The sequence below is a fragment of the Streptomyces sp. NPDC051320 genome (genome assembly GCF_040682175.1).
Lineage (GTDB): Bacteria > Actinomycetota > Actinomycetes > Streptomycetales > Streptomycetaceae > Streptomyces.
Window position 1 is genome coordinate 26437 of the sequence record NZ_JBFBAL010000020.1, and the last position, 21540, is coordinate 47976.

The 21540-nt window shown below is 69.0% G+C and carries 16 protein-coding genes and 1 pseudogene; 9 read left to right on the forward strand and 8 right to left on the reverse strand.

Annotated elements, in window-relative coordinates:
• Positions 1-41 precede the first annotated feature (41 nt).
• Both AB0M87_RS30475 and AB0M87_RS30480 read right to left on the reverse strand, forming a co-directional pair.
• Complete coding sequence (locus AB0M87_RS30475; RefSeq protein WP_365858686.1) at positions 42-704, reverse strand: haloacid dehalogenase type II; 663 nt, start codon at positions 702-704, stop codon at positions 42-44.
• Positions 705-955: 251 nt separating this feature from the next.
• Positions 956-1198: pseudogene (locus AB0M87_RS30480) on the reverse strand (type B 50S ribosomal protein L31); the annotation flags it as partial.
• A 382-nt stretch (positions 1199-1580) separates the two neighbouring features.
• Here AB0M87_RS30480 and AB0M87_RS30485 point away from each other — a divergent pair.
• The 3 genes from AB0M87_RS30485 (at position 1581) to AB0M87_RS30495 (ending at position 4640) form a co-directional block, all read left to right on the forward strand.
• Positions 1581-2588, forward strand: coding sequence for a hydroxyacid dehydrogenase (locus tag AB0M87_RS30485; protein WP_365858688.1), 1008 nt, complete (start codon positions 1581-1583; stop codon positions 2586-2588).
• A gap of 70 nt (positions 2589-2658) precedes the next feature.
• Positions 2659-3735, forward strand: a complete 1077-nt coding sequence (locus tag AB0M87_RS30490; RefSeq protein WP_365858690.1) for a LacI family DNA-binding transcriptional regulator — start codon at positions 2659-2661, stop codon at positions 3733-3735.
• A 107-nt stretch (positions 3736-3842) separates the two neighbouring features.
• A complete protein-coding gene (locus AB0M87_RS30495) occupies positions 3843-4640 on the forward strand; it encodes an alpha/beta hydrolase (protein ID WP_365858692.1) in 798 nt (265 codons plus the stop codon).
• Between the two features lie 22 nt (positions 4641-4662).
• Here AB0M87_RS30495 and AB0M87_RS30500 read toward each other — a convergent pair whose 3' ends face one another.
• Positions 4663-5694, reverse strand: coding sequence for a LacI family DNA-binding transcriptional regulator (locus tag AB0M87_RS30500; protein WP_365858694.1), 1032 nt, complete (start codon positions 5692-5694; stop codon positions 4663-4665).
• Positions 5695-5893: 199 nt separating this feature from the next.
• Here AB0M87_RS30500 and AB0M87_RS30505 point away from each other — a divergent pair, with 199 nt between their 5' ends.
• From AB0M87_RS30505 to AB0M87_RS30520, 4 genes are all read left to right on the forward strand, one after another.
• Complete coding sequence (locus tag AB0M87_RS30505; protein ID WP_365858696.1) at positions 5894-7177, forward strand: extracellular solute-binding protein; 1284 nt, start codon at positions 5894-5896, stop codon at positions 7175-7177.
• A complete protein-coding gene (locus tag AB0M87_RS30510) occupies positions 7177-8148 on the forward strand; it encodes a sugar ABC transporter permease (protein ID WP_365858698.1) in 972 nt (323 codons plus the stop codon). The genes AB0M87_RS30505 and AB0M87_RS30510 overlap by 1 nt, the downstream gene beginning before the upstream one ends.
• A gap of 7 nt (positions 8149-8155) precedes the next feature.
• Positions 8156-9031, forward strand: coding sequence for a carbohydrate ABC transporter permease (locus tag AB0M87_RS30515; RefSeq protein WP_365858700.1), 876 nt, complete (start codon positions 8156-8158; stop codon positions 9029-9031).
• A 63-nt stretch (positions 9032-9094) separates the two neighbouring features.
• The gene (locus AB0M87_RS30520) at positions 9095-10678 is read left to right on the forward strand and encodes a glycoside hydrolase family 43 protein (protein ID WP_365858702.1); all 1584 of its coding nucleotides are present in this window, start codon (positions 9095-9097) and stop codon (positions 10676-10678) included.
• 33 nt (positions 10679-10711) lie between these two features.
• Here AB0M87_RS30520 and AB0M87_RS30525 read toward each other — a convergent pair whose 3' ends face one another.
• The 5 genes from AB0M87_RS30525 to AB0M87_RS30545 all read right to left on the reverse strand — a co-directional run bounded on the left by AB0M87_RS30525 (position 10712) and on the right by AB0M87_RS30545 (position 15780).
• Complete coding sequence (locus AB0M87_RS30525) at positions 10712-11590, reverse strand: carbohydrate ABC transporter permease (protein ID WP_365858704.1); 879 nt, start codon at positions 11588-11590, stop codon at positions 10712-10714.
• Complete coding sequence (locus AB0M87_RS30530; RefSeq protein WP_365858706.1) at positions 11583-12533, reverse strand: sugar ABC transporter permease; 951 nt, start codon at positions 12531-12533, stop codon at positions 11583-11585. The genes AB0M87_RS30525 and AB0M87_RS30530 overlap by 8 nt, the downstream gene beginning before the upstream one ends.
• Positions 12533-13840: an extracellular solute-binding protein gene (locus tag AB0M87_RS30535; protein WP_365858708.1), complete on the reverse strand. Its 1308-nt coding sequence runs from the start codon at positions 13838-13840 to the stop codon at positions 12533-12535. Before AB0M87_RS30535 ends, AB0M87_RS30530 begins: the two co-directional genes overlap by 1 nt.
• Before the next feature lie 138 nt (positions 13841-13978).
• Positions 13979-14626 carry a DUF624 domain-containing protein gene (locus AB0M87_RS30540; protein ID WP_365858710.1) on the reverse strand — a complete coding sequence of 216 codons (648 nt, stop codon included), beginning with the start codon at positions 14624-14626 and terminating at the stop codon, positions 13979-13981.
• Positions 14623-15780, reverse strand: coding sequence for a LacI family DNA-binding transcriptional regulator (locus tag AB0M87_RS30545; protein ID WP_365858712.1), 1158 nt, complete (start codon positions 15778-15780; stop codon positions 14623-14625). Before AB0M87_RS30545 ends, AB0M87_RS30540 begins: the two co-directional genes overlap by 4 nt.
• 798 nt (positions 15781-16578) lie before the next feature.
• On the opposite strand from AB0M87_RS30545, the gene AB0M87_RS30550 reads away from it, so the two are divergent.
• Both AB0M87_RS30550 and AB0M87_RS30555 read left to right on the forward strand, forming a co-directional pair.
• The gene (locus AB0M87_RS30550) at positions 16579-18102 is read left to right on the forward strand and encodes a glycosyl hydrolase family 28 protein (RefSeq protein WP_365858714.1); all 1524 of its coding nucleotides are present in this window, start codon (positions 16579-16581) and stop codon (positions 18100-18102) included.
• Entirely contained in the window at positions 18099-21455 is a 3357-nt protein-coding gene (locus AB0M87_RS30555) for an alginate lyase family protein (protein WP_365858716.1), read from the forward strand. Before AB0M87_RS30550 ends, AB0M87_RS30555 begins: the two co-directional genes overlap by 4 nt.
• Positions 21456-21540: the final 85 nt, after the last annotated feature.

Sequence of the window (21540 nt, forward strand, 5' to 3'; positions counted from 1 at the left end):
GCCGGTGTGCGCCAGGAGCTGTGACCGCCGGGTGGACGGTGTCATCGGTTCCCGGCGAAGAGGCGGGCGAGCTCCCGCAGGTCGCTCGCCGTGTGGTTCGGCGCGGACATAACAGCGGGGTAGCCGGTCGCGGACCGGCTGAGCCACGCGGCCTGCAGACCCGCGCGGCGCGCGCCGTCGATGTCCCACGGATGGACGGCGACCAGCAGCGTCTCGGCCGGCGCGACGCCGAGGAGATCAGTGGCGTACCGGTAGGCCGCGGCAGCCGGTTTCCACGCCCGCGGCGCGCTGACGTCGAGATGCGCCTCGAAGCAGCCGCCCAGCCCGGCCCGGGACACCAGGCCGTCGGTGGTGGCGGTGGACCCGTTGGTCAGGGTGGCCAGCCGCAGGCCCGCGGCGTGCAGCGCCGGTATCCCCTCGCGGACGTCCGGATGTACGTCGAGATCGCCGAAGCCGTCCAGTACGTGTGCAGCGGCGGCCCCGGGGTCGTCGCACCGGATGTCCGGACCGGCCAGCAGCCCCCGCAGCCCGGCCTCGCCCACTTCCCGGAAGTCGGCGTACCCGCCGGCTGCGGTCAAGGCGATTCCGTCCCGCAGCACACCGGCGAACCAGGTCGCCAGCAGGTGACCGGGGGCGCCGGCCTCCTCGAACCTGGCCCGCAGCGGGGCCAGGTCGCTCAGCGTCTCGTTGACGTCGAAGAGCACCAGCCGCACCGGCGCGGCAGCCGCATCGGACGTGTCGCCGATACTCAGGGCAGCCGCCGCTCGACTGCTTCCCGGCCCTTCTCGGCCAGTTTGCGGCGGGCCCAGTCCAGATTCACCGGTGTGACGTCCCGCCCACTGGCGAGGACGAGATCCTCTGCCGACACCTCTCCCTCGGCGCCGGTGTGCAGGTCGGAGTCCGGGGTGACATCGGAGGGTTTCGGGGTGAGCCGTCGGTCGCTCTCCTCCACGCCGCCACCGCCGAATCGCCGTTCGAACTTCTCGATCTGACCGGCGGAGTCGACGGCTCGCGCCTCCCCCGTGTAGAACGGGTGGCTCTCCGCGGAGATCTCCACGTCGATCACCGGGTAGCTCCGCCCCTCCTCCCAGTCGATCATCTCCTCACTCGTGGCGGTGGACCGGGTGAGAAAGGCGTACCCGGCGGCGCGGTCCCGGAAGACCACCGGCTGGTACGAGGGGTGCTTGTCCTGTCGCATACCTGCTCCTTGCTGCTGACCGGAGTGCGGCGCGTGCCCTGGGCTCCACGCCTCGCCCACGGCGTATGAGCGAGCGCGGCGGCGCACACGGGCGGCGGGAGGACCGGGGGCTGCGGGTCCGTGCACCTCGCGCCGCGACTTTCTGCGCTTCGGGTTCCGGCGATTCGGGTTCCGGCGATTCGGCTTTCCGCGATTCGGGTTCCCCCATCATCGCGCAGAGACACCTGGTCCGCCCGAGGAGACTTGCTCTGTCCCGTCCGGCCGGGCAACCGGTACCGTGACTCGTTTGCATCGCTCGACTGATCCCTGCCATTGACCACGGTCACGGACAGGTCATAGCGTAGAGACCGGTTTCCATACCGCTCTCTCAAGGACATCACCTGTGACCCAGCGACCGGTGGCGCTGTTCGCCATGCGTTCCCGTGATCTGCCAGACGTCTTCCCGCCCCACGTCCTGCGGCAGCTGCGCGAGGCGGTGACCATCGACCCGGACCTGATCGCCGAGCGCTTCGACGATCCGCGGGTGCTCGGGGTGCTCGCGTCGGCCGAGATCCTCATCACCGGCTGGGCCAGCCCGGTGATCGACGCGAAAGTGCTCGCGGCCGCGCCCCGGCTGCGTTCCGTCGTGCACTGGGCCGGGTCCGTGAAGGGCCACCTGTCCGACGACTGCTGGGACCGCGGGCTGCAGATCTCCTCAGCCGCGGAGGCCAACGGCGTACCGGTGGCCGAATACTCCCTCGCCGCGATTCTCTTCGCGGGCAAGGGCCTGTTCGCCCTCCGTGAGCGCTACCGCGCCGACCGGGCGTTCACCCTGGCCGCGGTCGAACCAGGCGTGGGGAACTTCCGCCGCCGGGTGGGCATCATCGGTGCCTCGCGCATCGGCCGCCGAGTGATCGAGCTGCTCCGCCCCTTCGACTTCGAGGTCTTCCTGGCCGATCCGTACGTCGAGGCATCCGAGGCGGCGGCGCTCGGCGTCACCCCGGTCGACCTCGACACCCTCCTGGCCTGCTGCGACGTGGTGAGCGTGCATGCCCCGGCCACCCCCGGCACCCGCAACATGCTCAACCGCGACCGGCTGGCGCTGATGCGCGAGGGTGCCACCCTCATCAACACCGCCCGCGGGGAACTGGTCGACACCGAGGCCCTCACCGACGAGGTGGCCCGGGGCAGGCTCTCCGCGGTGCTCGACGTGACGCATCCCGAGCCGCTGGACCCGGAGTCCCGGCTCTTCGATCTGCCCGGTGCGTTTCTGACCCCGCATGTCGCCGGCTCGCACGGCAACGAGCTGGAGCGCCTGGGCCGGAGCGCGGTCGGTGAGGTGGAACGACTCGTCTCGGGCCTGCCGCTCGCGTATCCCGTCCTCCGTGAGCAGCTCAGCCGCAGTGCGTGAACCCATGGCGGGCGTCAGGTCGTAAGCTGCGGGCTGTCCCGCCGGGGGACGCGAAGGAGAACGCGAGCCAGTGGCCAAGAAGCAGACACCGCAGAGCGGCGGGCGCGCCACCGTGCGGGATGTCGCGGCCCGCGCCGGGGTGTCCCCCGCGACCGTTTCCCGGGTGCTCGGCGGCACCTATCCGGTGGCCTCCGCCACCCGAACGAAGGTCCAGCGGGCCATGCGTGACCTCGACTACGTGGTCAACGCCCAGGCCAGGGCGCTGTCCGGCGGCACCACCAAGACGGTGGCCTTCATCGTCGACGACGTGACCGGAGCCTTCTACGCCCATATCGCACGCGGCGTGGAGGAACAGGCGGCGCAGGAGGGCCGGCTCTGTCTGCTCTGCACGACCCAGGGCGACCCGGAACGCGTGCTCGCCGTCGTCGAGTTGATGCGGGAGCAGCGTGCGGACGCGGTGATCGTGGTGGGCGGCGCCTGGGAGGACCCGGTCCACCACGAGCGGATGACCCGCTTCGCGTACGCACTCGAGCAGGCAGGCTCCCGGCTTGTCCTGGTGGGCCGTCCGCCGCTGGGCGAGGACGTGCCGGCGACGGTCGTGAACTATGACAACGAGGGCGGAGCCTACGCGGCGACCAGCCATCTGCTGGCGGCGGGCCACCGCAAGGTCGTGTACGCCGGCGCCATGGCGGGCCTGGTCACCAGCACCGAGCGGCTCCGGGGATTCCGGCGCGCGCACCGGGCGCACGGCTTCGAGGCCGACGCCTCGCTGATCGTGCCCGGCGACTTCAGCCGTGCGGACGGACGCCGGATGATACGCGAACTCCTGGCCCGGAACGCAGAGTTCACCGCCGTGATGGCCGCAACGGATGTGGTGGCGGCCGGTGTGCTGCTGGAACTGCGGGAGGCGGGCCTGCGGGTCCCAGCTGATGTCGCCGTGGTCGGCTATGACGACATTCCGCTGGCGTCGGATCTGTATCCGGCACTGACCACCGTCCATGTGCCGCAGGAGGAACTGGGTCGCACCGCGGTACGGCTCGCGCTGCAGCGGGATGCGCGGTCCGGAGCACGGGAGCAGCAGGTGACGCTGGGGACGCATGTGGTGGTACGGGAGTCCGCGCCTCCGCCGGGGAGCCTGCGCATCTGAGGCGCGCCAGGAGCGGAGACGACGCGCAGACGGAGTCGGGGCGACGGAAACTTTCGGTGTCGGGGGAATCCGGGCGCTGCGCTCGCCGGCCGGGCACGATCCGCACCATGAGCGCACTCACCGTCAACGGCGTCACGCTGTCCTTCACCGATCACCCGGGCCCTGCCGGGCCGCCGCCGCTGTTGCTGGTGCACGGCTGGGGCGGCAACGGGGCGGAGTGGCGGGAACAGGTCCGGTCGTGGGCCGGCCGGCGCCGGGTCGTGGTGCCCGATCTGCGCGGCCACGGGAAGTCCTCGGTACCTCGCGACGGGTACCGCCCGCGCGACCTCGCCGCTGATCTCGCGTGCCTGCTGCGGGAGTTGGGCACCGGCCCGGTGGTCGCTGTGGGGCACTCGATGGGCGGCCAGGTGACAACCGCACTGGCCGTGGAACACCCTCGTCTGGTAGCGGCGCTGGTGGTCCTGGACCCGGCGTACGGCGCCGATGAGGCGGAGGCGGCTCGGCTGCCCGCCGAACAGGAGGCACTCCGGCGTAAGGGGGCGCGGTGGGCCGTGCGGTTCGTGAACCGGGGGTTCGGCCCCGGCTCCCCCACCGATGCCCGCCACCGCCATACGGAGTTGATGGCCGCCATGTCCCCGGACGTGCTCCTGCGGTGCAGGGAAGGGATGTACCTGGCTCCGGACGCCTTCGGTTTCCAGCCCGCCGCCATGGAGTATCTGGCACGCCGCCGCTGCCCGGTGCTCGCGGTGTACTCCACGTCCGGCGCGGCGGACTGGGAGCGGAGCACCCGGCCGCCTGCCGGTTCACGCACGGTGGTGTGGACGGGCTGCGGTCACTACCTCCACGAGGAGCGGCCTTCGGAGCTGGCGGCACTGGTCGACGAGTGGAGTGGCCGCCTGCCGTGACCCCGCAGCAGGAATCGGTCTTTCACCGGGCGGGCGCCGTACTGCTGCGCTCGATGAGCCGGGTGGACAGCTCGGTCCGAACGCCGTCGGGACGCTCGCCGTCCATCATCCGGCCGAGCAACCGCAGCGCCGTGGCGGCCATTTCGGACAGCGGCTGCCGTACGGTCGTCAGTGCCGGTGTCGCCCAGCGGGCCTCGGGCAGGTCGTCGAAGCCGACCACGCTGATGTCGTCGGGTATCCGCAGACCCTGCTCGGCAATGGCCTCGTACACCCCCAGCGCCATGGGATCGGAGCAGACGAAGACGGCGGTCGGCCGGTCCGGGAGTGCAAGGAGGTCGCGCATCCGCTCACGCGCCGTGACCTGGTCGAAGTTGCCGTACCTGACGTAATCGGAGCGGTGCCGGACACCGGCCGCGGCCAGAGCGGACCGGTATCCGGCCACCCGCGCGCTGCTGCACATCTTGCGGCGGTAGCCGCCGATCACGGCGATCCGCTCGTGGCCGAGGGAGAGCAGGTGCTCGGTCGCGCTGACGCCGCCCTGCCAGTTGGCCGCGCCCACCGAGACCACGCCGGGCGACGGTTCGACGACCGGGTCGATCATGACGTACGGGATGCTGTGCTGGTCGAGCCAGGCGTACTGGGTGGCGGTGAGCTCGGCCAGGTTGAACAGGACGCCCGCGGAACCCCGCGCACAGAGTTTGTCCAGCCAGCCCCGCTCGGGCCGGCCGCCGCGGGTGCGGGTCAGGCCGGCGGAGACCACCACCTCCAGTCCCGCGTCGTGCGCGGCCATTTCCACCCCGTGCAGGATCGCTCCCGACCAGGAGCTGTCCAGCGAGTGCACCACCAGATCCACCAGCGCGGGCGGCTTGTTGGCCTGGAAGCGCGGCCTTCGTACGTAACCGAGCCGGTCCAGCACTTCGGTGACGCGGCGGCGTGTCTCGGGGGCGACGTCCTCACGGCCGTTGACCACCTTGGACGCCGTGGGCACCGAGACTCCCGCCTCGCGGGCGATCACGGACAGAGTGGGGCCCATCGCGGTTGCGGATCCGGCCATCGGTCTCCCCCTGGCGTTCGAAAATTTCGAGTAACGGCTGTAGCCCGGCAGAAACATTGACCCGGCAGCAACCGGTTCCTACATTAAACGCGCTGTGAACACGCAGGGAAGACCTGGGAATTCGCCGGACCGACCCAGCTAAAACTTTCGAAATATCGAACACGGAACCATCCCGGACTCCCTGAGAGGTGACCGCGCCATGCATGTCTCCACCCACCGGATACGCATCGCAGGAGCAGCGGTGGTGGCGGCGGCCATCACCTTCACGGCGAGCGGCTGCGGCAGCTCATCGGGCAGCGGCAACGGAGGGACCATCACGCTGAAGGTCACCACTCAGGTCGACTACGGCTATCGGAAGTCGCTCTACAAGGAGTACGAGAAGACCCACCCCGGCATCAAGATCAAGGAGGTCCTCATCGACGACCTTCCGAAGAAGCTGGTCACCCAGCTCGCCGCCGGGCGCGGGGCCTCCGACGTGGTGGGGCTGGGCGACGACACCATCACCAAGTTCATGCCCAGCCACGACAAGTTCCTGAACCTCGCCGACTACGGCGTCGACAACGTCAAGGACCCCTGGGTGGACTGGGCGTACAAGGCAGGCACGGCGGAGAACGGCAAGTTCGTCATGGGCCTGCGCACCGACATCGGCGGCATGGGCATCTGCTACCGCACCGACCTGTTCAAGAAGGCAGGACTGCCGACGGATCCGGCGAAGGTGGCGGCTCTCTGGCCCACCTGGCAGAAGTTCACCAGCGTCGGCGAGCAGTTCGGCACCAAGGTGAAGAACGCCTCCTTCACGGCCAACACCGGGGACGTCTGGGTGGCCATGGGCAACCAGATCAAGGAGACCTTCTTCGCCGAGTCGGACGACTCCTTCATCGCTGACAAGAACACCGCGCTGAAGGCCGACTTCATGGAGGCCGCCGCCATGTCGGTCAAGAAGGTCAGCGGTGGCTACCCGCCCTTCACCCCCGAGATGGCGAACGCGCTCAAGACCGGCAGGACCGCGACCGCGATCTGCCCGGCCTGGAAGCTCGACCGTACGAAGGAGGCCTCGGGCGCTGAGAACTCCGGCAAGTGGTCGGTGGCCGCAGCCCCGCTGGGCGGCAACTGGGGCGGCTCGTACCTGACCGTGCCCAAGCAGACCGCGCATCCGAAGGAGGCCGCCGCGCTGGCCCGCTGGCTGACCGCATCGGCGCAGCAGAAGAAGCTCTTCCTCGACGCCGGCTATCTCTCCAGCCACCCGTCGGTCTACAACGACCCGGCTGTGCAGGCCAAGAAGGACCCCTACTTCTCCAACGCTCCCACCGGCAAGATCTTCGCCCAGGCGGCCGACGCCATGAAACCGATCTATCGCGGCACCAAGGACAGTGACGTGCAGAGCGCGTTCATGAACGCGCTGCTCCGGGTCGAACAGGGCAAGCAACAGCCCGAAGCCGCCTGGAACCAGGCCGTCTCCGACGCCAAGAAGGCCATCGGCTGATGACCGTCACCGAGACCCGTCCCGCGGCGGAGGCCCCCGAGGCCCCCGCCGCGGGGCGCTCCCCCTGGCGCACCCGGCTCTCCCGCTTCGACCTGCGCTACACGCCGTATCTGTTCATCGTCCCGTTCTTCGTCGTCTTCGGCTTCTTCGGAGTCTGGCCGCTGCTCTACACCGGCTGGATCTCGTTCCACAAGTGGGCCATGATCGACGGCGACCAGGGCTGGGTCGGCCTCGACAACTACACGGCGCTGTTCAAGGACGCGTACTTCTGGAACGCCCTGCTGAACACGGTGCTGCTGTTCCTGCTCGGCACCGTCCCCCAGCTCTTCGCCGCGCTGGGGCTGGCCGCGCTGCTCAACCGCAAGCTGCGGGCCAGTTCGCTGTGGCGCGCCTCGGTGCTGCTCCCGCACGTGGTGTCGGTCGTCGCGGTGACGCTCGTCTTCGCGCAGCTCTTCGGCCACAACACCGGTCTGGTCAATGACGCGCTGGGACTATTCGGCATCGACCGCATCGACTGGCAGGCCAATCGCTGGTCCGCGATGATCGGCATCAGCACCATCATCATCTGGCGCTACACCGGCTACAACACCCTGATCTTCCTGGCGGCGATGCAGAGCGTCCCGCACGAACTCAAGGAAGCCGCGATGCTCGACGGCGCGTCACGGTGGCGCGTCTTCCGGTCGATCACCGTGCCGAGCATCCGGCCCACCATCATCTTCGTCGTCATGATGTCGTCCATCGGCGGCATGCAGATCTTCGCCGAACCACAGCTCTTCGACGTGGCGGGCACCGACGGTACGGGCGGCAGCGACCGTCAGTTCCAGACGCTGATGATGTACCTCTACGAGAAGGGCTTCCGGGACTTCAACGCGGGTTACTCCGCCACCCTCGCCTGGGTGATGTTCCTGCTCATCGCCGTGGTCTCCGGCATCAACTACGCACTGTCGCGGCGTATCGCGACCAAGGGGTGACCGCGTCATGTCCACCACCGCAACCGCCCGGCCGGAACGCCTCAAGCAGCAGACATCCCCGCTCAGCCGGCGGCCCGGCTTTCTCACCTACGCCGTACTGATCGCGGCGCTGCTCGCGTCCGTCTTCCCGCTCTACTACTCCTTCGTGGTGCCCACCCGGGACAACTCCGTCATCGGGGACTCGGCACTGAGCCTGACCCCCGGCGGCCACCTCTTCGAGAACATCCACCGGGTCTTCGACAAGGTCGACTTCTGGCTTGCGATCCGCAATTCGCTGATCATCTCCACCACGGTGACGGTCTGCTGCGTGCTGCTCGCCTCGCTCGCCGGCTTCGCCTTCGCCAAACTCCCGTTCCGGGGGCGGGGTGCGCTCTTCCTCATCGTGGTGATCACCGCGATGCTGCCGACCCAGCTCGGTGTCGTGCCGCTCTACATGCTGATGGGGCACCTCGGCTGGATCGCCACCCTGCCGGCCGTGATCGGCCCGGCGCTCGTCTCCGCGTTCGCGGTGTTCTGGATGCGCCAGGCGTGCGAGGAGTCGGTTCCGTACGAACTCGTCGAGGCGGCCCGGATCGACGGGTGCTCCACGCTCGGCACGTTCTGGCATGTCGCGCTGCCCGCCATCCGTCCGCAGGCGTCGGTGCTCGCCATGTTCACCTTCATGGGTGCGTGGAACGACTTCATGTGGCCGCTGATCGTGCTCGATCCCTCGGAGTCACCGACCGTGCAGACCGCCCTGTCCTCGCTGGCCGCCGGCTACTCACTGGACTACACGCTCATCCTGTCCGGCGCCGCGCTCGGTGTGCTGCCACTCATCGTCATCTTCATCCTGCTCTCCCGGCAGATCGTCGCCGGTGTGATGCAGGGAGCCGTGAAGGGCTGAGCCCTCCGGAGCACTCCTGAGCGCCTCTCCCCCGCACGCACTCGTACATACGAAAGGACCTGCATGTCCGCGGGCCAGATACACAACCCCGTGCTGCCCGGATTCCATCCGGATCCCAGCATCGCGCGGGCGGGCGACCACTACTACCTCGCCACCTCCACGTTCGAATGGTTCCCCGGGGTGCCGCTGCACCGCTCCGCGGACCTGGTGAACTGGGAGCTCATCGGTCATGCGCTGGACCGTACGGAGCTGATCGACCTGCGCGGGGTCCCCGATTCGGGCGGGGTCTGGGCGCCCTCGCTCTCGTACTCCGACGGTCAGTGGTGGCTGATCTACAGCATCGTGCGGACGGTCGGCGCCCCGTACAAGGACGTCGACAACTACCTGGTCACCGCTCCGGACATCGAAGGCCCCTGGTCGGAGCCGGTCTTCCTGAACTCGTCCGGCTTCGACCCGTCCCTCTTCCACGACGAGGACGGGCGGAAGTGGCTGGTCAATCTGCAGTGGGACCACCGGGCCGGCCGACAGGCCTTCGCCGGCATCGTGCTCCAGGAGTACGACGCGCGGAAGCAGACTCTCGTCGGGCAGCCGTGCAACATCCTGCGCCACGACGAGCTCATCGAGGGACCGAACCTCTACCGCAGGGACGGCTGGTACTACCTGATGCTGGCGGAAGGCGGTACCGGCTGGAACCACGGCGTCCTGATGGCCCGCTCGCGCCGGCTCACCGGCCCGTACGCGTTCGATCCGAACGGCTCCCTGCTGACCACCCGGGACGATCCCGACGGGCCGCTGCGCAAGGCAGGCCACGGCGAACTGGTGGAGACGCCCGACGGCGAGTGGTTCCTCGCGCATCTCGCCTCCCGGCCGGTGGACACCCCTGACGGGCCGCGGTGCATTCTGGGACGGGAGACCTGTCTGCAGCGGGTCGGCTGGACCGACGACGGCTGGTTGCGGCTGGTGGGCGGCGGCAACAAACCGCTGACCGAGGTGGCGGCGCCGCGCGGGACGCCGCACCCCGTACCGGAGCCGGCGGCGCGTGACGACTTCGGCTCGCTCGCGCTGGACCCGAGCTGGAACACCCTGCGGGTCCCGCTGGGTCCCGCACGGCTCACCCTCGCGGAGCGTCCCGGCTGGCTGCGACTGCGCGGGCGGCAGAGCTCGCACTCGGCGTTCCAGCAGAGCCTGGTCGCCAAGCGGCTGCGGTCGGTGCGCTGCGAGGCGACGACCGTACTGGACTTCCACCCCACGCACTTCTCGCAGATGGCCGGCCTCATCTGCTGGTACGACACCACCACCCATTTCTATCTGCGGGTGACCCATGAGGAGGGACGGGGCAGGGTCCTCGGCATCGACCTGACCGACGACGGCAGTTACCAGGAACTCACCTCGAGTGCCGTGCCCGTCGACGACTGGCCGCTGATTCACCTGCGGGCCCGTTTCCAGGGCGCCGAACTCCGGTTCTCCGCCTCCCCCGACGGCACGGCCTGGCAGCGGATCGGCCCGGTCCTGGACGCCGGCAAGCTCTCCGACGACTACGGAACGCGGCTGCGCTTCACGGGAGCGTTCGTCGGGGTCTGCGCCCAGGACCTCGGCGGCACGAGCGCACCCGCCGACTTCGACTGGTTCGAACTGCGGGACGTGTGACCACGGGTGGCCCCGGCGCGCCCCCGTTCGATGTCATCCCTTCAAGCCGGCCGACGCCATGCCTTCGACGAAGTAGCGCTGCGCGACGAGGAACAGGGCGATCATGGGGAGGGTGGCCAGGGCCGTGCCCGCCATGAGGTAGTTCCACTGCACCTCGATGTCTGCCTTGCTGAAGACGGCGAGGCCCAGCTGGATGGGCCGCATACGGTCGGTGCGGGTGGCGAGGAGCGGCCACAGGAAGTCGTTCCAGGACGACTGGAACTGGAAGACCGCGATGGTGATGACCGCCGGCTTGATCAGCGGGGTCATCACCCGTGCCCAGATGCCGATCTCGGAGAGACCGTCGACCCGCGCGGCGTCGGCCAGTTCGCCGGGCAGGTCGATATAGAACTGCCGGGCCAGGAAGACGTACAGCGGGGCCAGGGCTCCCGGGACGATCAGCGCCCACCAGCTGTCGAGCCAGCCGGTGCCGCCCTGGCCGAACCAGTTGTTGCCGCCGAAGAACGGAATCGAGCGGACGATGAGGAACTTCGGGACGAGGATGACGTATGCCGGGACCATGATCATGGCCACCGTGAAGCCGAAGACGATGCCGCGGCCGCGGATCGGGGTCCGGGCGAGCGCGTAACCGGCCGCGCAGGCGAAGACCACGGTGATCAGGGTCTGGCCGGCCGCCATGATCACACTGTTGCGGAAGTACAGGTCGAAGGGCGCTGCCTGGAACGCGTCGGCGAAGTTGCCCCACTGGATGTGCTTCGGCAGCCAACTGCCGCTGCTGAGCTCGGCCTTCGGCTTGAGGGCGGTGAGTACCATCCATCCGAAGGGAGCGAGCATGGCGAGCGCGCCCAGTGTCAGGACGGTGTAGAGCAGGCCACGCGCGGCAACCCCGTTCCTGGTCGCGGTCCTAGTCACGTCGGGCCCCCTTGTTGAGCAGCATCACCGCGGCCGTCACCATGCCGATGACCAGCAGGAAGACGATCGACTCCGCGCAGGCGTAGCCGAACTTCAGCCGGGTGAAGGCGTTCTGGTAGATGTCGTAGGTCAGGACGAGCGTGCTGTTGATGGGACCGCCCTGGGTCATCACGTAGACCTGCTCGAAGACCTGGAACGAAAAGATCACCGAGGTGACGAGGACGAAGAGATTGGCCGAGGAGATCGAGGGCCAGATGACATTGCGGAAGACCTGCACACGGTTCGCACCGTCGAGCTGCGCCGCCTCCTTCAGTTCCGGTGGCACGGTCTGCAGAGCGGCGAGGTAGATCACCATCTTGGTGCCGAGACCCTGCCAGATGCCCAGCACCATGATCGCCGGCAGCGACCACTGCGTACTGCCGAGCCAATTGACACGGGCGATGCCGAAGAGGGCGAGGAACTCGTTGACCGCACCTAGGTTGGGATCGAGAAGCCAGAGCCAGACCACGGCGATCGCCACGGTCGCGGTCATATGCGGCAGGTAGTAGGCGGTGCGGAAGAATCCGCGGAACCTGATCTTCTGGTCGAGGGCGAGCGCGATGAGCAGGGCCAGGCCCATGCCGACGGGCACCACCACGACGGTGTAGACGACGGTGTTCCACAGGGCGGTACGGAAACGGTCGTCTTCCAGCAGGGTCGAGTAGTTCTGCAGCCCGATCCACTGCGGGGCCTGCAGGAAGTCGTACCGGAAGAAGCTGAAGCCCAGCATCATCAGCACCGGTGCGGCGACGAAAAGCCCCATGTGCGCGAGACTCGGTGTGAGCAGGGTCCACCCTGCCCTGCGCTGGCCGCGGGTGAGACGGCGGGACGCCGGCGATGTGCCGACGGTCCGGCCCCGGGGTTTCGAACCGGCCGGGGTGCGGGGTGCGGTAATCGTGCTCATCACATCGCCCCCGCCTTCTTGGCGAGGATGTCCAGCCCCTGTTGCGGACTGCGACGGCCCATCAGCACCTCATCGAGCGCCGGGGTGAACGCGTTCTGCAGGTCGAGCCAGTTCGGTGCGCCGCCCGCATATGCGGAGGCCGCAGTGGACTTCGCGGCGAACTCGCTCGCCGGATTGGACTTCTCCACCGCGGATCCGACAGCCGCTTCCGCAGCGGGTATCGCGAGGTTGAGTCTCGCCAGGTCCTGTTCGGCCGCGGGCGAGGTGAGCACTTTCAGCAACTGGTAGGAGGCACCGGGGAGTTTGGTGCGTGAGGACAGGGAGACGATCTGTCCGCCCATGAACATCGACTCCTCGGAGCCAGTGATATTGAAGAACCCCAGGTCGTCACAGGTCTTCTTGCCGATTCCGGTCGTGTTGTCACAGTCCACGTAGGCACCGGCGAAGCCCATCGCCGCCCGGTCGGAGAGGACGAGCGGGCTGCCGTCGGCCGCTCCGGTGGCGAAGTCCGTGGCACGGTCCTTGCTGATCAGGTCGTCCATCACCTGGAGAGCCTCGACGCCCTTCGGTTCGTTGAAGGCCGCTGCCCCACCGCTGTCGTACATCCGGCCGCCGGTGGCCTTGAGGAAGGTGACGTAATCCTGGATGTACTGGTGCTGGACCGGGTTGACCCAGAAGTCGAAGCCCGAGCGGACCAGTTTGCCGCCCTTGCGGATCGTGAGCTTCCTGGCGTAGGAGCGAAGCTCGGCCAGGGTCCTCGGTGGCTTGTCGGGGTCGAGCCCGGCCGCCCTGAAGTCGCTCTTGCGGTACGCGATGACTTTGGCACCGCCGATGTTCGGTACCCCGTACACCTTGCCGTCGTACACGGCGGGCTGCACGAAGCCGGGCCGGACCTGTTGTGCGAGCGTCGTGGGGGTGAGGCCGAAAGCGGAGAGGTCGGCGAAGGCGCCCTTGTCCGCGAAGGGCGGGATCCAGCCGACGCCGGTGACCATCACGTCCGGCATGTCCCCCGCCGCGATGGAAGTGGTGACCTTCTCGCTCAGATGCGAGAAGGAGGCGAGGTCGGTCTCGACCCGCACCTTGGGATACGTCCGGTGAAAGGTGTCGATGACCTTCTTGAGGGCCGCCTTGCCCTCCGGCGTGGTCGGATAGCCGGGTGTCATGAAGTGCAGTGTTCCGCTGACCTGGGACGGGTCCTTGTCGAGCGAGAAGCTGCCGGCCGCCGATGTGCGGTCCGCGCATCCGGTCACGGACAGCAGGCCCATGAGGGCCAAGGCCGCAGCCAGACACCGCGCCGAGCTGCGCATGTCTGTCTCCCGGGATGGATAGAAACCGGTTGTCGGAGAGAGCATAGGTACGGCCTTGGAGTCCGACAAGACTCTGGGCAGAGGTAATGACAACCGGTTTCTACGCGTTCCTCCTCGACGCCGGCCGGCGGCTGCGTCTCAGGATCGACGGAACAGACGGTGGAGCAGCAGCGCGGGTGCGCTGATGCCGTACACCGGCGCCAGGCCCGGAAGCCGCCACAGCACCGCGGCCCAGGTCCCACAGGCGACCAGCGCGAGCAGGCAGCGACCCGGACGGGTGACGGCCGGCAGCAGCGCGGCGCGCACCAGACCCCCGAACGAGCCATCGGCCCTGTCCTCGTGCGATGCCACCTCGAAGAGGGTGAGGTGACCGATCAGCACCAGTACGGCCAAGGGCACGAGCGCGACTGCGGCCACGGCGAGCAGCGGACCGGGGGCGCCCAGCCAGAACGAGGCAGCGCACCACAGTCCTGCCAGCAGCGGCAGACCGGTGGCCGCGAGCGGCAGCGAACCGCGCAGCCGAGCCCGGAACTCGGTGACGAAACGCACGCTCGGACGGGTCTCACCCTCTTCGCGCCAGGCACGCAGGCTCGCATGCAGGGCGATTCCCGCCCCGTAGGAGGTGATCAGCGGTAGCGCGGCAAGCAGCCAGCACAGGTTCAGCACCGCCAGCTGGGCGGGGAATTCGAGCCACCTCAGGAGCCGGGCGCCGCCCGCCCTGTCAGCACCATCGGAGTCGGCGTTGCCGGCGGCTTCGGCCGTCACCGACGGCCCACCGGCGCTCATGTCACGCCGCCGCCCGGCCGAGTTCCGGCCGGCCGAGTTCCGACCGGCTGCTCGGCCGGCGGCTGCCCCGGCCGATCGACGCCCGCCGCCCCGCCCGAGTCCCGCAGGTCACGTACCGAGTCCCGCACCACCACGTGCGTGCCGAGGAGCCGGTGCTCATTCCGCGCCGTAGGACTGCGATCCAGTGCGGTGCTCACCGCGATCCGCCCCAGTTCTTCGTACGGCACATGCACCGTGGTCAGCGGCGGATACAGATCGCGGGCGAAGGCGATGTCGTCGTATCCCGCCAGCGAGACGTCCTCGGGCACCCTCAGTCCGGCCTCGCGCAGAGCCGTCAGGGCTCCCGCGGCCACCATGTCCGTCGTCGCGAAAACCGCCGTGAAGTCCAGCCCCGCGGCGAGCACTTCACGCACCCGCCGGTGCCCGCCGTCCCGGGTGAAATCGCCGGTCCTGATCAGTGCGGGATCCGGGTCGATGCCACGCGCCGCATACGCCCCGCGGTAACCGCGCTCGCGGCCGTCCGCGGTCATATGGCCGCGGATGCCGCCCAGGAAGAGGATCTTGCGGTGCCCCTGGGACAGCAGGTGGCTGCAGAGGGCGAACGCACCTCCTTCGTTGTCGTACTCGATCACCGTGCCCGGAACGTCCGGTCCCAACGGGGGCCTACCGCACAGGACGAGCCGTGATCCCGCGGACTGCAGGGATCGGGCGATCCCGGACATGCGCTCGTGGTATTCGGGGCTCTCGACCGTGCCGCCGACCAGGATGACGGCTGCCGCACGCTGCGCGCGCATCACTTCGACGACGGCGAGCTCGCGTTCGGGGTCGCCCTCCGTCGTGCACACCTGGCATAGGTGTCCGCGCCTGCTCGCTTCCCGCTCCACGCCGTGCGCCATCTGCGCGAAGGACGGGCCGGTGATGTCGTCGAGGACGAAGGCGACCGTGCTCGCCCCAGCGCCGGCGATGGCCCGGGCGCGGGCATCAGCCACATAGTCCAGTTCCTTCACGGCGTGCATCACGCGGGTGCGCGTCGCCGCGCTCACCGGGTAATGGCCGGCCAGGACCCGCGAGACGGTGGAGGCCGACACCCCGGCTCGGGCTGCGACATCGCGGATGGTGTGGCGCCCTGCGGCGTCGGCGCTCTTCCTGGTCAAGACCCTACCCCTGTCGGCAACCGGTTTCTGAGCGGAGGCTAGCAGTGCTGAGCTCAGGAAGGGAGAGGTTTCGCCGATGGGTCTGGACCACTTCTGCGGAGGTGGGCTGGGGGTGGGACGGCACGCGATATTCGAAAGTTTCCTGTCCGCACGGAGGGGTGTCGTGGCTGCCGGGCGGGCCTAACATCCGGGATGCACGAGCCGTGGCAACCGGTTGTCCGCTCTCACTCCGGCGGTTCCCGATTCAGTGAGCCTCCGGTCTTCCGACCTGTCAGACCAAGGCGCACCGATGCTTTCGAAGGTACGTCAAGGGTGTTGACGCACTGTGGGGACGGCAGCGGGATCCGGCCACTCAGGTTCCACCCCCGGGGGTGCCCTGCGGACCTTCGACGTGAAGAGGAAGAGAGGCGTTCATGCGCTCACCTGCCGGCGCTCCGATGAGTCGCCGCCGGTTCCTCGCGCTGTCGGCAGCCGGAGCCGCTGCCGGAGCGGCGACGCTCAACGGCTGCACCCTGCATACCCGCCGGAAACCGAACCGGTGACCTGCGAGGAGTGGCTGGAGAAGGCCGAACGTCTCGCCCAGCGCGAGAACGGCCCGACCCTACGTCAACGCCACCGGAGCCCCTCTCAACAAACTGGTGGCTGCCGGCGCCGTGATGTACGTCGTGCTCCTCCCGCTGATCTTCCTGGTCGCCCGGCGCGGCTTCGTCAGCGGCGCGGCCACCACCGGCCTCACATGGCTGCCCGCCCCCGCTCGTTCCCCTTTACCCCGCTGTTCCCCTTTACAAGGAGTCATGCGTGAACATGCCCCTGTCCCGCCGCACCGCCCTCCAGGCGGCGGGTGCCACCGCGCTCGCTGCCGGTTTGTCCGGCCTGACGGTCACAGCGGCCCGGGCGGACGACGGTCCCTCCGTGCCGAAGCTGGTCACCTACCCACGCCCGTCCGCCATGCCGACCAACACCAGCTTCAAGGTGCGGGTCCGGGTCGCCCCCGACGGCGATTGGCAGACCCTGGACATCTACCGGCCCCAGCTGGAGGAGATCAACGCCACCACCGGCTCGGGCAAGGTCTACAACACGTCGATGGTGTACTTCGACTTCCAGGGCTCCGTCGAGCTCGAAATCACCTACCTCAAGGGCGGTACCAGCAAGGCCCGCGTGCGACCCGACGCGCTCGGCATCAAGCCCGAACTGCTCGGCGACACCCTCCGCTTCACCCTCGACGAGCCGCGCGACGTCGTCGTCCAGATCAACGACGAGATCTTCGACTGTCTGCACGTGATCACCAACCACATCGACCACCATCCGCCCGCCGCCGACGACCCGGACGTCATCTACTTCGGTCCCGGCATGCACAGCATCACCGGCAACGTCCTCACCGTCCCCAGCGGCAAGACCGTCCACCTGGCCGGCGGCGCCGTGCTGACCGCGCAGGTGTACTTCAAGAACGTGGAGAAGGCCTCGCTCACCGGCCACGGCATGCTCACCGCGGGCCCCGGCGCCATTCTGTGCGAGGGCAGCAAGAACATCCGGGTCGAGGACGTCATCCTCATGAACCCGAACGGCTACGCCGGCACCTTCGCCGAGAGCGAGAATGTCCATATCAAGAAGGCGCGTTCGTTCAGCTCGAAGGGCAACGGCGACGGCTTCGACGTCTTCTCCTCCACCGGCGTCGTCTTCGACGGCTGCTTCATGCGCAACTCCGACGACTGCATCGCCATCTACGCCCACCGCTGGGACTACTACGGCGACACCCGCGACATCACCGTCCAGAACTGCACCCTGTGGGCTGATGTCGCCCACCCGATCAACGTCGGTACGCACGGCAACACCGACGCCCCCGAGGTGCTGGAGAACCTGGTCTTCAAGAACCTCGACATCCTGGACCACCGGGAACCCCAGATGGGCTACCAGGGCTGCATCGCCCTCAACCCCGGCGACTCCAACCTGATCAGGAACGTGCACATCGAGGATGTCCGCATCGAGGACTTCCGCCAGGGCCAGGTGATCCACATGCGGGTCATGTACAACACGAAGTACAACACCTCGGTCGGCCGCGGCATCGAGGACGTCTACGTCAAGAACCTCAGCTACACCGGCACGCACGCCAACCCGACGCTGCTCCTCGGCTATGACGCCGACCACGCCATCAAGAACGTCACCTTCGAGAACCTGGTCATCAACGGCACGGTCGTCGCCGACTCGATGAAGAAGCCCACCTGGTACGCGACCACCGACACGGTCCAGTGGTACTCCAACGAGCACGTCCTGAACCTGACGTTCCTCACCACCGCCGAGGCCGAGGCGGTCGCCGCGTCATGAGCCTTCCCACCACGAGCCGCCGAGGCTTCCTCGGTGGCGCCGCGGCCCTGCTGCTGGCTTCGGGCGCGAGCGGACTGCTCGTGCCCGGCACGGCGCGGGCCGACGGCCGCACTTCGGCCGGCCTCCGGGCCTTCTCCCACCCCGGGCTGCTGCACAGCGCCGACGACCTGGCCCGTATGAAGGCCGCCGTCGCCGCCAAGGAATCGCCCATCTACGACGGGTACGCCGCGCTCGCGGCACACGCGCGCTCCTCGTCGACGTACGCCGTGCAGAACACCGGACAGATCACCTCCTGGGGACGTGGCCCTTCGAACTACATGAACCAGGCCGTCGCCGACTCCGCCGCGGCCTACCAGAACGCCCTGATGTGGTGTGTCACCGGCGAACGCGCCCATGCCGACAAGGCCCGCGACATCCTCAATGCCTGGTCCGCCTCGCTCACCGCGGTGACCGGCGCCGACGGCCAGCTCGGCGCGGGCCTGCAGTGCTTCAAGTTCGTCAACGCGGCCGAACTGCTGCGCCACAGCGGCTATGACGGCTGGGCGGAGGCCGACCTGGCCCGCTGCGAGGAGTCCTTCCTCCGGGTCTGGTATCCCTCCGTGTCCGGCTACATGTTGTACGCCAACGGCAACTGGGACCTGACGGCCATCCAGACCATCCTCGCCATCGCCGTCTTCTGCGAGGACCGCACACTCTTCGAGGACGCGCTGCGCTTCGCCGCCGCCGGTTCGGGTGACGGCAGCGTGCCGCACCGCATCATCACCGACGCCGGCCAGGGCCAGGAGAGTGGGCGGGACCAGGGCCACGAACAGCTCGCCGTCGGCCTGCTGGCTGACTCCGCGCAAGTCGCCTGGAACCAGGGCGTGGACCTGTACGGCTACCTGGACAACCGGATCCTGAAGAACGTCGAGTACGCCGCCCGCTACAACCTCGGCGACGACGTGCCTTTCACCGCGGATCTCGACCGGACGGGCAAGTACATCAAGACGGCCGTGTCGGCCACTTCCCGGGGCAACCTGCCGCCCATCTACGAGATGGCGTACGCCCATTACGCCGGCGTGCGCGGGCTGGAGACACCGAACACGAAACGGGTGCTGTTCCGCGGTACCGGCGGAACCCGTGCGGTGGAGGGGAGCAACGACGACCTGCCGTCCTGGGGGACACTGACATACGCCGGAGCACACGCTTCCCCCGCCGCGCCGACAGCGCCGGCCGGGCTCTTCGCCGCCGGTGAGGACAAGGCGGTCCAGGTCTCCTGGCTGCCGTCCGCGTGGGCGACCGGCTACACCGTACGGCGATCGACCGGACCGGGCGGACCCTACGAGCAAGTCGCCACCGGGATCACGACCGCTACGTACACCGATGAGGCGGTGCACGCGGGCCGGACGTACTACTACACCGTGTCGGCCACGGACTCGTCCGGCGAGAGCGCGACGTCGTCCGCCGTCGCCGCCACCGCGGGGCTCCCCGGGCACTGGCGGGCGCAGGACGTCGGGGACGTACGCAGGACGGGCAGTACCGTCTTCGACGGTGAGCGATTCGTCCTGGAGGCGGGCGGCGCCGACATCGGTGGCACTGCCGACGCCCTGCGCTTCGTTCATCTGCCGCTGCACGGGGACGGCGTGATCACGGCGCGTGTGGTGTATCCGCTCAGCTCGCAGTACTCCAAGGTGGGCGTCGCAGTCCGCGGGTCGCTGGCAGCGAACGCCGCGCACGCCACGATGCTGATCCAGGGCCTGCCGCTGCACACCTGGAGCGGCGTATGGACCACCCGGCCGTCGCCGGGCGGGCCGACCACGGGCACCGGCAGCACACCGGTCGCACCGTCCCAGCAGCAGACCATCACCACCAGCGCCTCGTTCCCCATCTCCGACCTCGGATCGCTCCCCGAGTCGGCGACACCGCTGACCGCGCCGTACGTGGAGGCGGCCGGTGACGGTTACCGACTGCGCAGGCCGTACTGGGTGCGACTGGAGCGCCGCACGGACCGTATGACCGGATCGATCTCCCCCGACGGCGTCAGCTGGACGGAGGTGGGCTCCACCGAGGTCGAGTTGGGCAGGAACGCGCACGTCGGTCTGGTGTTCAGCTCCTGTCTGGGCGTCGACGCCTCATACGCCGAGACCGGGACCGCCGCGTTCGACAACGTCAGCGTGCAGGCCCCGGTGGGAGGCGGCTGGACGGTATCCCGACCGGCCGGCACCGCCACCGGTCTGCGGGCCGAAGCAGCGGCCGACGCGGTGGAACTGACCTGGACCGACCCGGACCTTTCGGCCCGGTACACGGTGCTCAGGGCGACCCGCGCCCCAGGACCGTACGAGGAGATCGCCACCGCGGTGGGCCCCATCGGTTTCGGCGCCCGCACCCGGTACACCGACGCGACCGGCACACCGGGACGGAGCTATTACTACACCGTCGCCAAGGCCAACACCGCGGGGACCGGCCCCCGCCCCGACCCGGTGAGCGCCGTCATGCCGAACCCCGCGGCTCCGGAGGGCGTCGCCTCGGCCACCGCCTACGCAAACCGGGGGGCCCCCTTCGAGTACCGCATCAGCGCCTCGCACGAGCCGACCCGCTTCTCCGCGGCGGGGCTGCCGACGGGTGTGAACCTGGACAGGAGGACCGGTCTGATCTCCGGAACACCCACCGGAACCGGCGAGTTCGCGGTCCGCACGACGGCCGGCAACGCGACCGGGAAGGCCGGTACGGCTCTGGGGCTCACCGTCGGCACACCACCACCCGCACCCTGGACGTACGGCGACGTCGGCGACTTCGTTCTCGACGAGCGACAACTGGGCACGTACGGTGTGGCGGCCGTCCGCGCGCCCGGGATCACCGGTTACGAGAGCGGCAGCTTCACCGTCCGTGGTGCCGGGAGCGATCTGAACGTCAACGGGCAGGGGATGACCGGCCAGTTCGCGCGCCTGCCGGTGACCGGCGACTGCGAGATCACCGCGCGGATCGTCTCACGGGCGGGCTCCGTCAGGGCGGACCGGGTGGGGCTGCTGATGGCCAAGTCGCTGTCACCGTTCGACCAGGCAGCCGGTGCGATCGTGACGAGCAGCGGCAACGCCACCGCCGGTACCCCACAACTCCTGCTGCGCAAGACGGTGGCAGGCCGCACCACCTTCACCGGTGGCACCCCGGCCCCGCTGTCCCTCTGGTTGCGGCTGCGGCGCACCGGCACCACCTTCACCGCGGCCGTCTCCCCCAACGGCGTCACCTGGACCTCTCTCGGCCGGGACACCGTCCCGGACTTCGGTGACGCCCCCTACTACGCCGGGCTCATGGTCTGCTCCCGGGATCCGATGACCCTCACCACGACGGTCTTCGATCACGTGAGCGTCAGCTAGAGCCGGGAGCGGCACTGGAGCCGCGGGTCCGGGACGAGAGCCCCCCATCCGAAGAGTCCCGCAGGGACTCGATGATCTCGCAGAA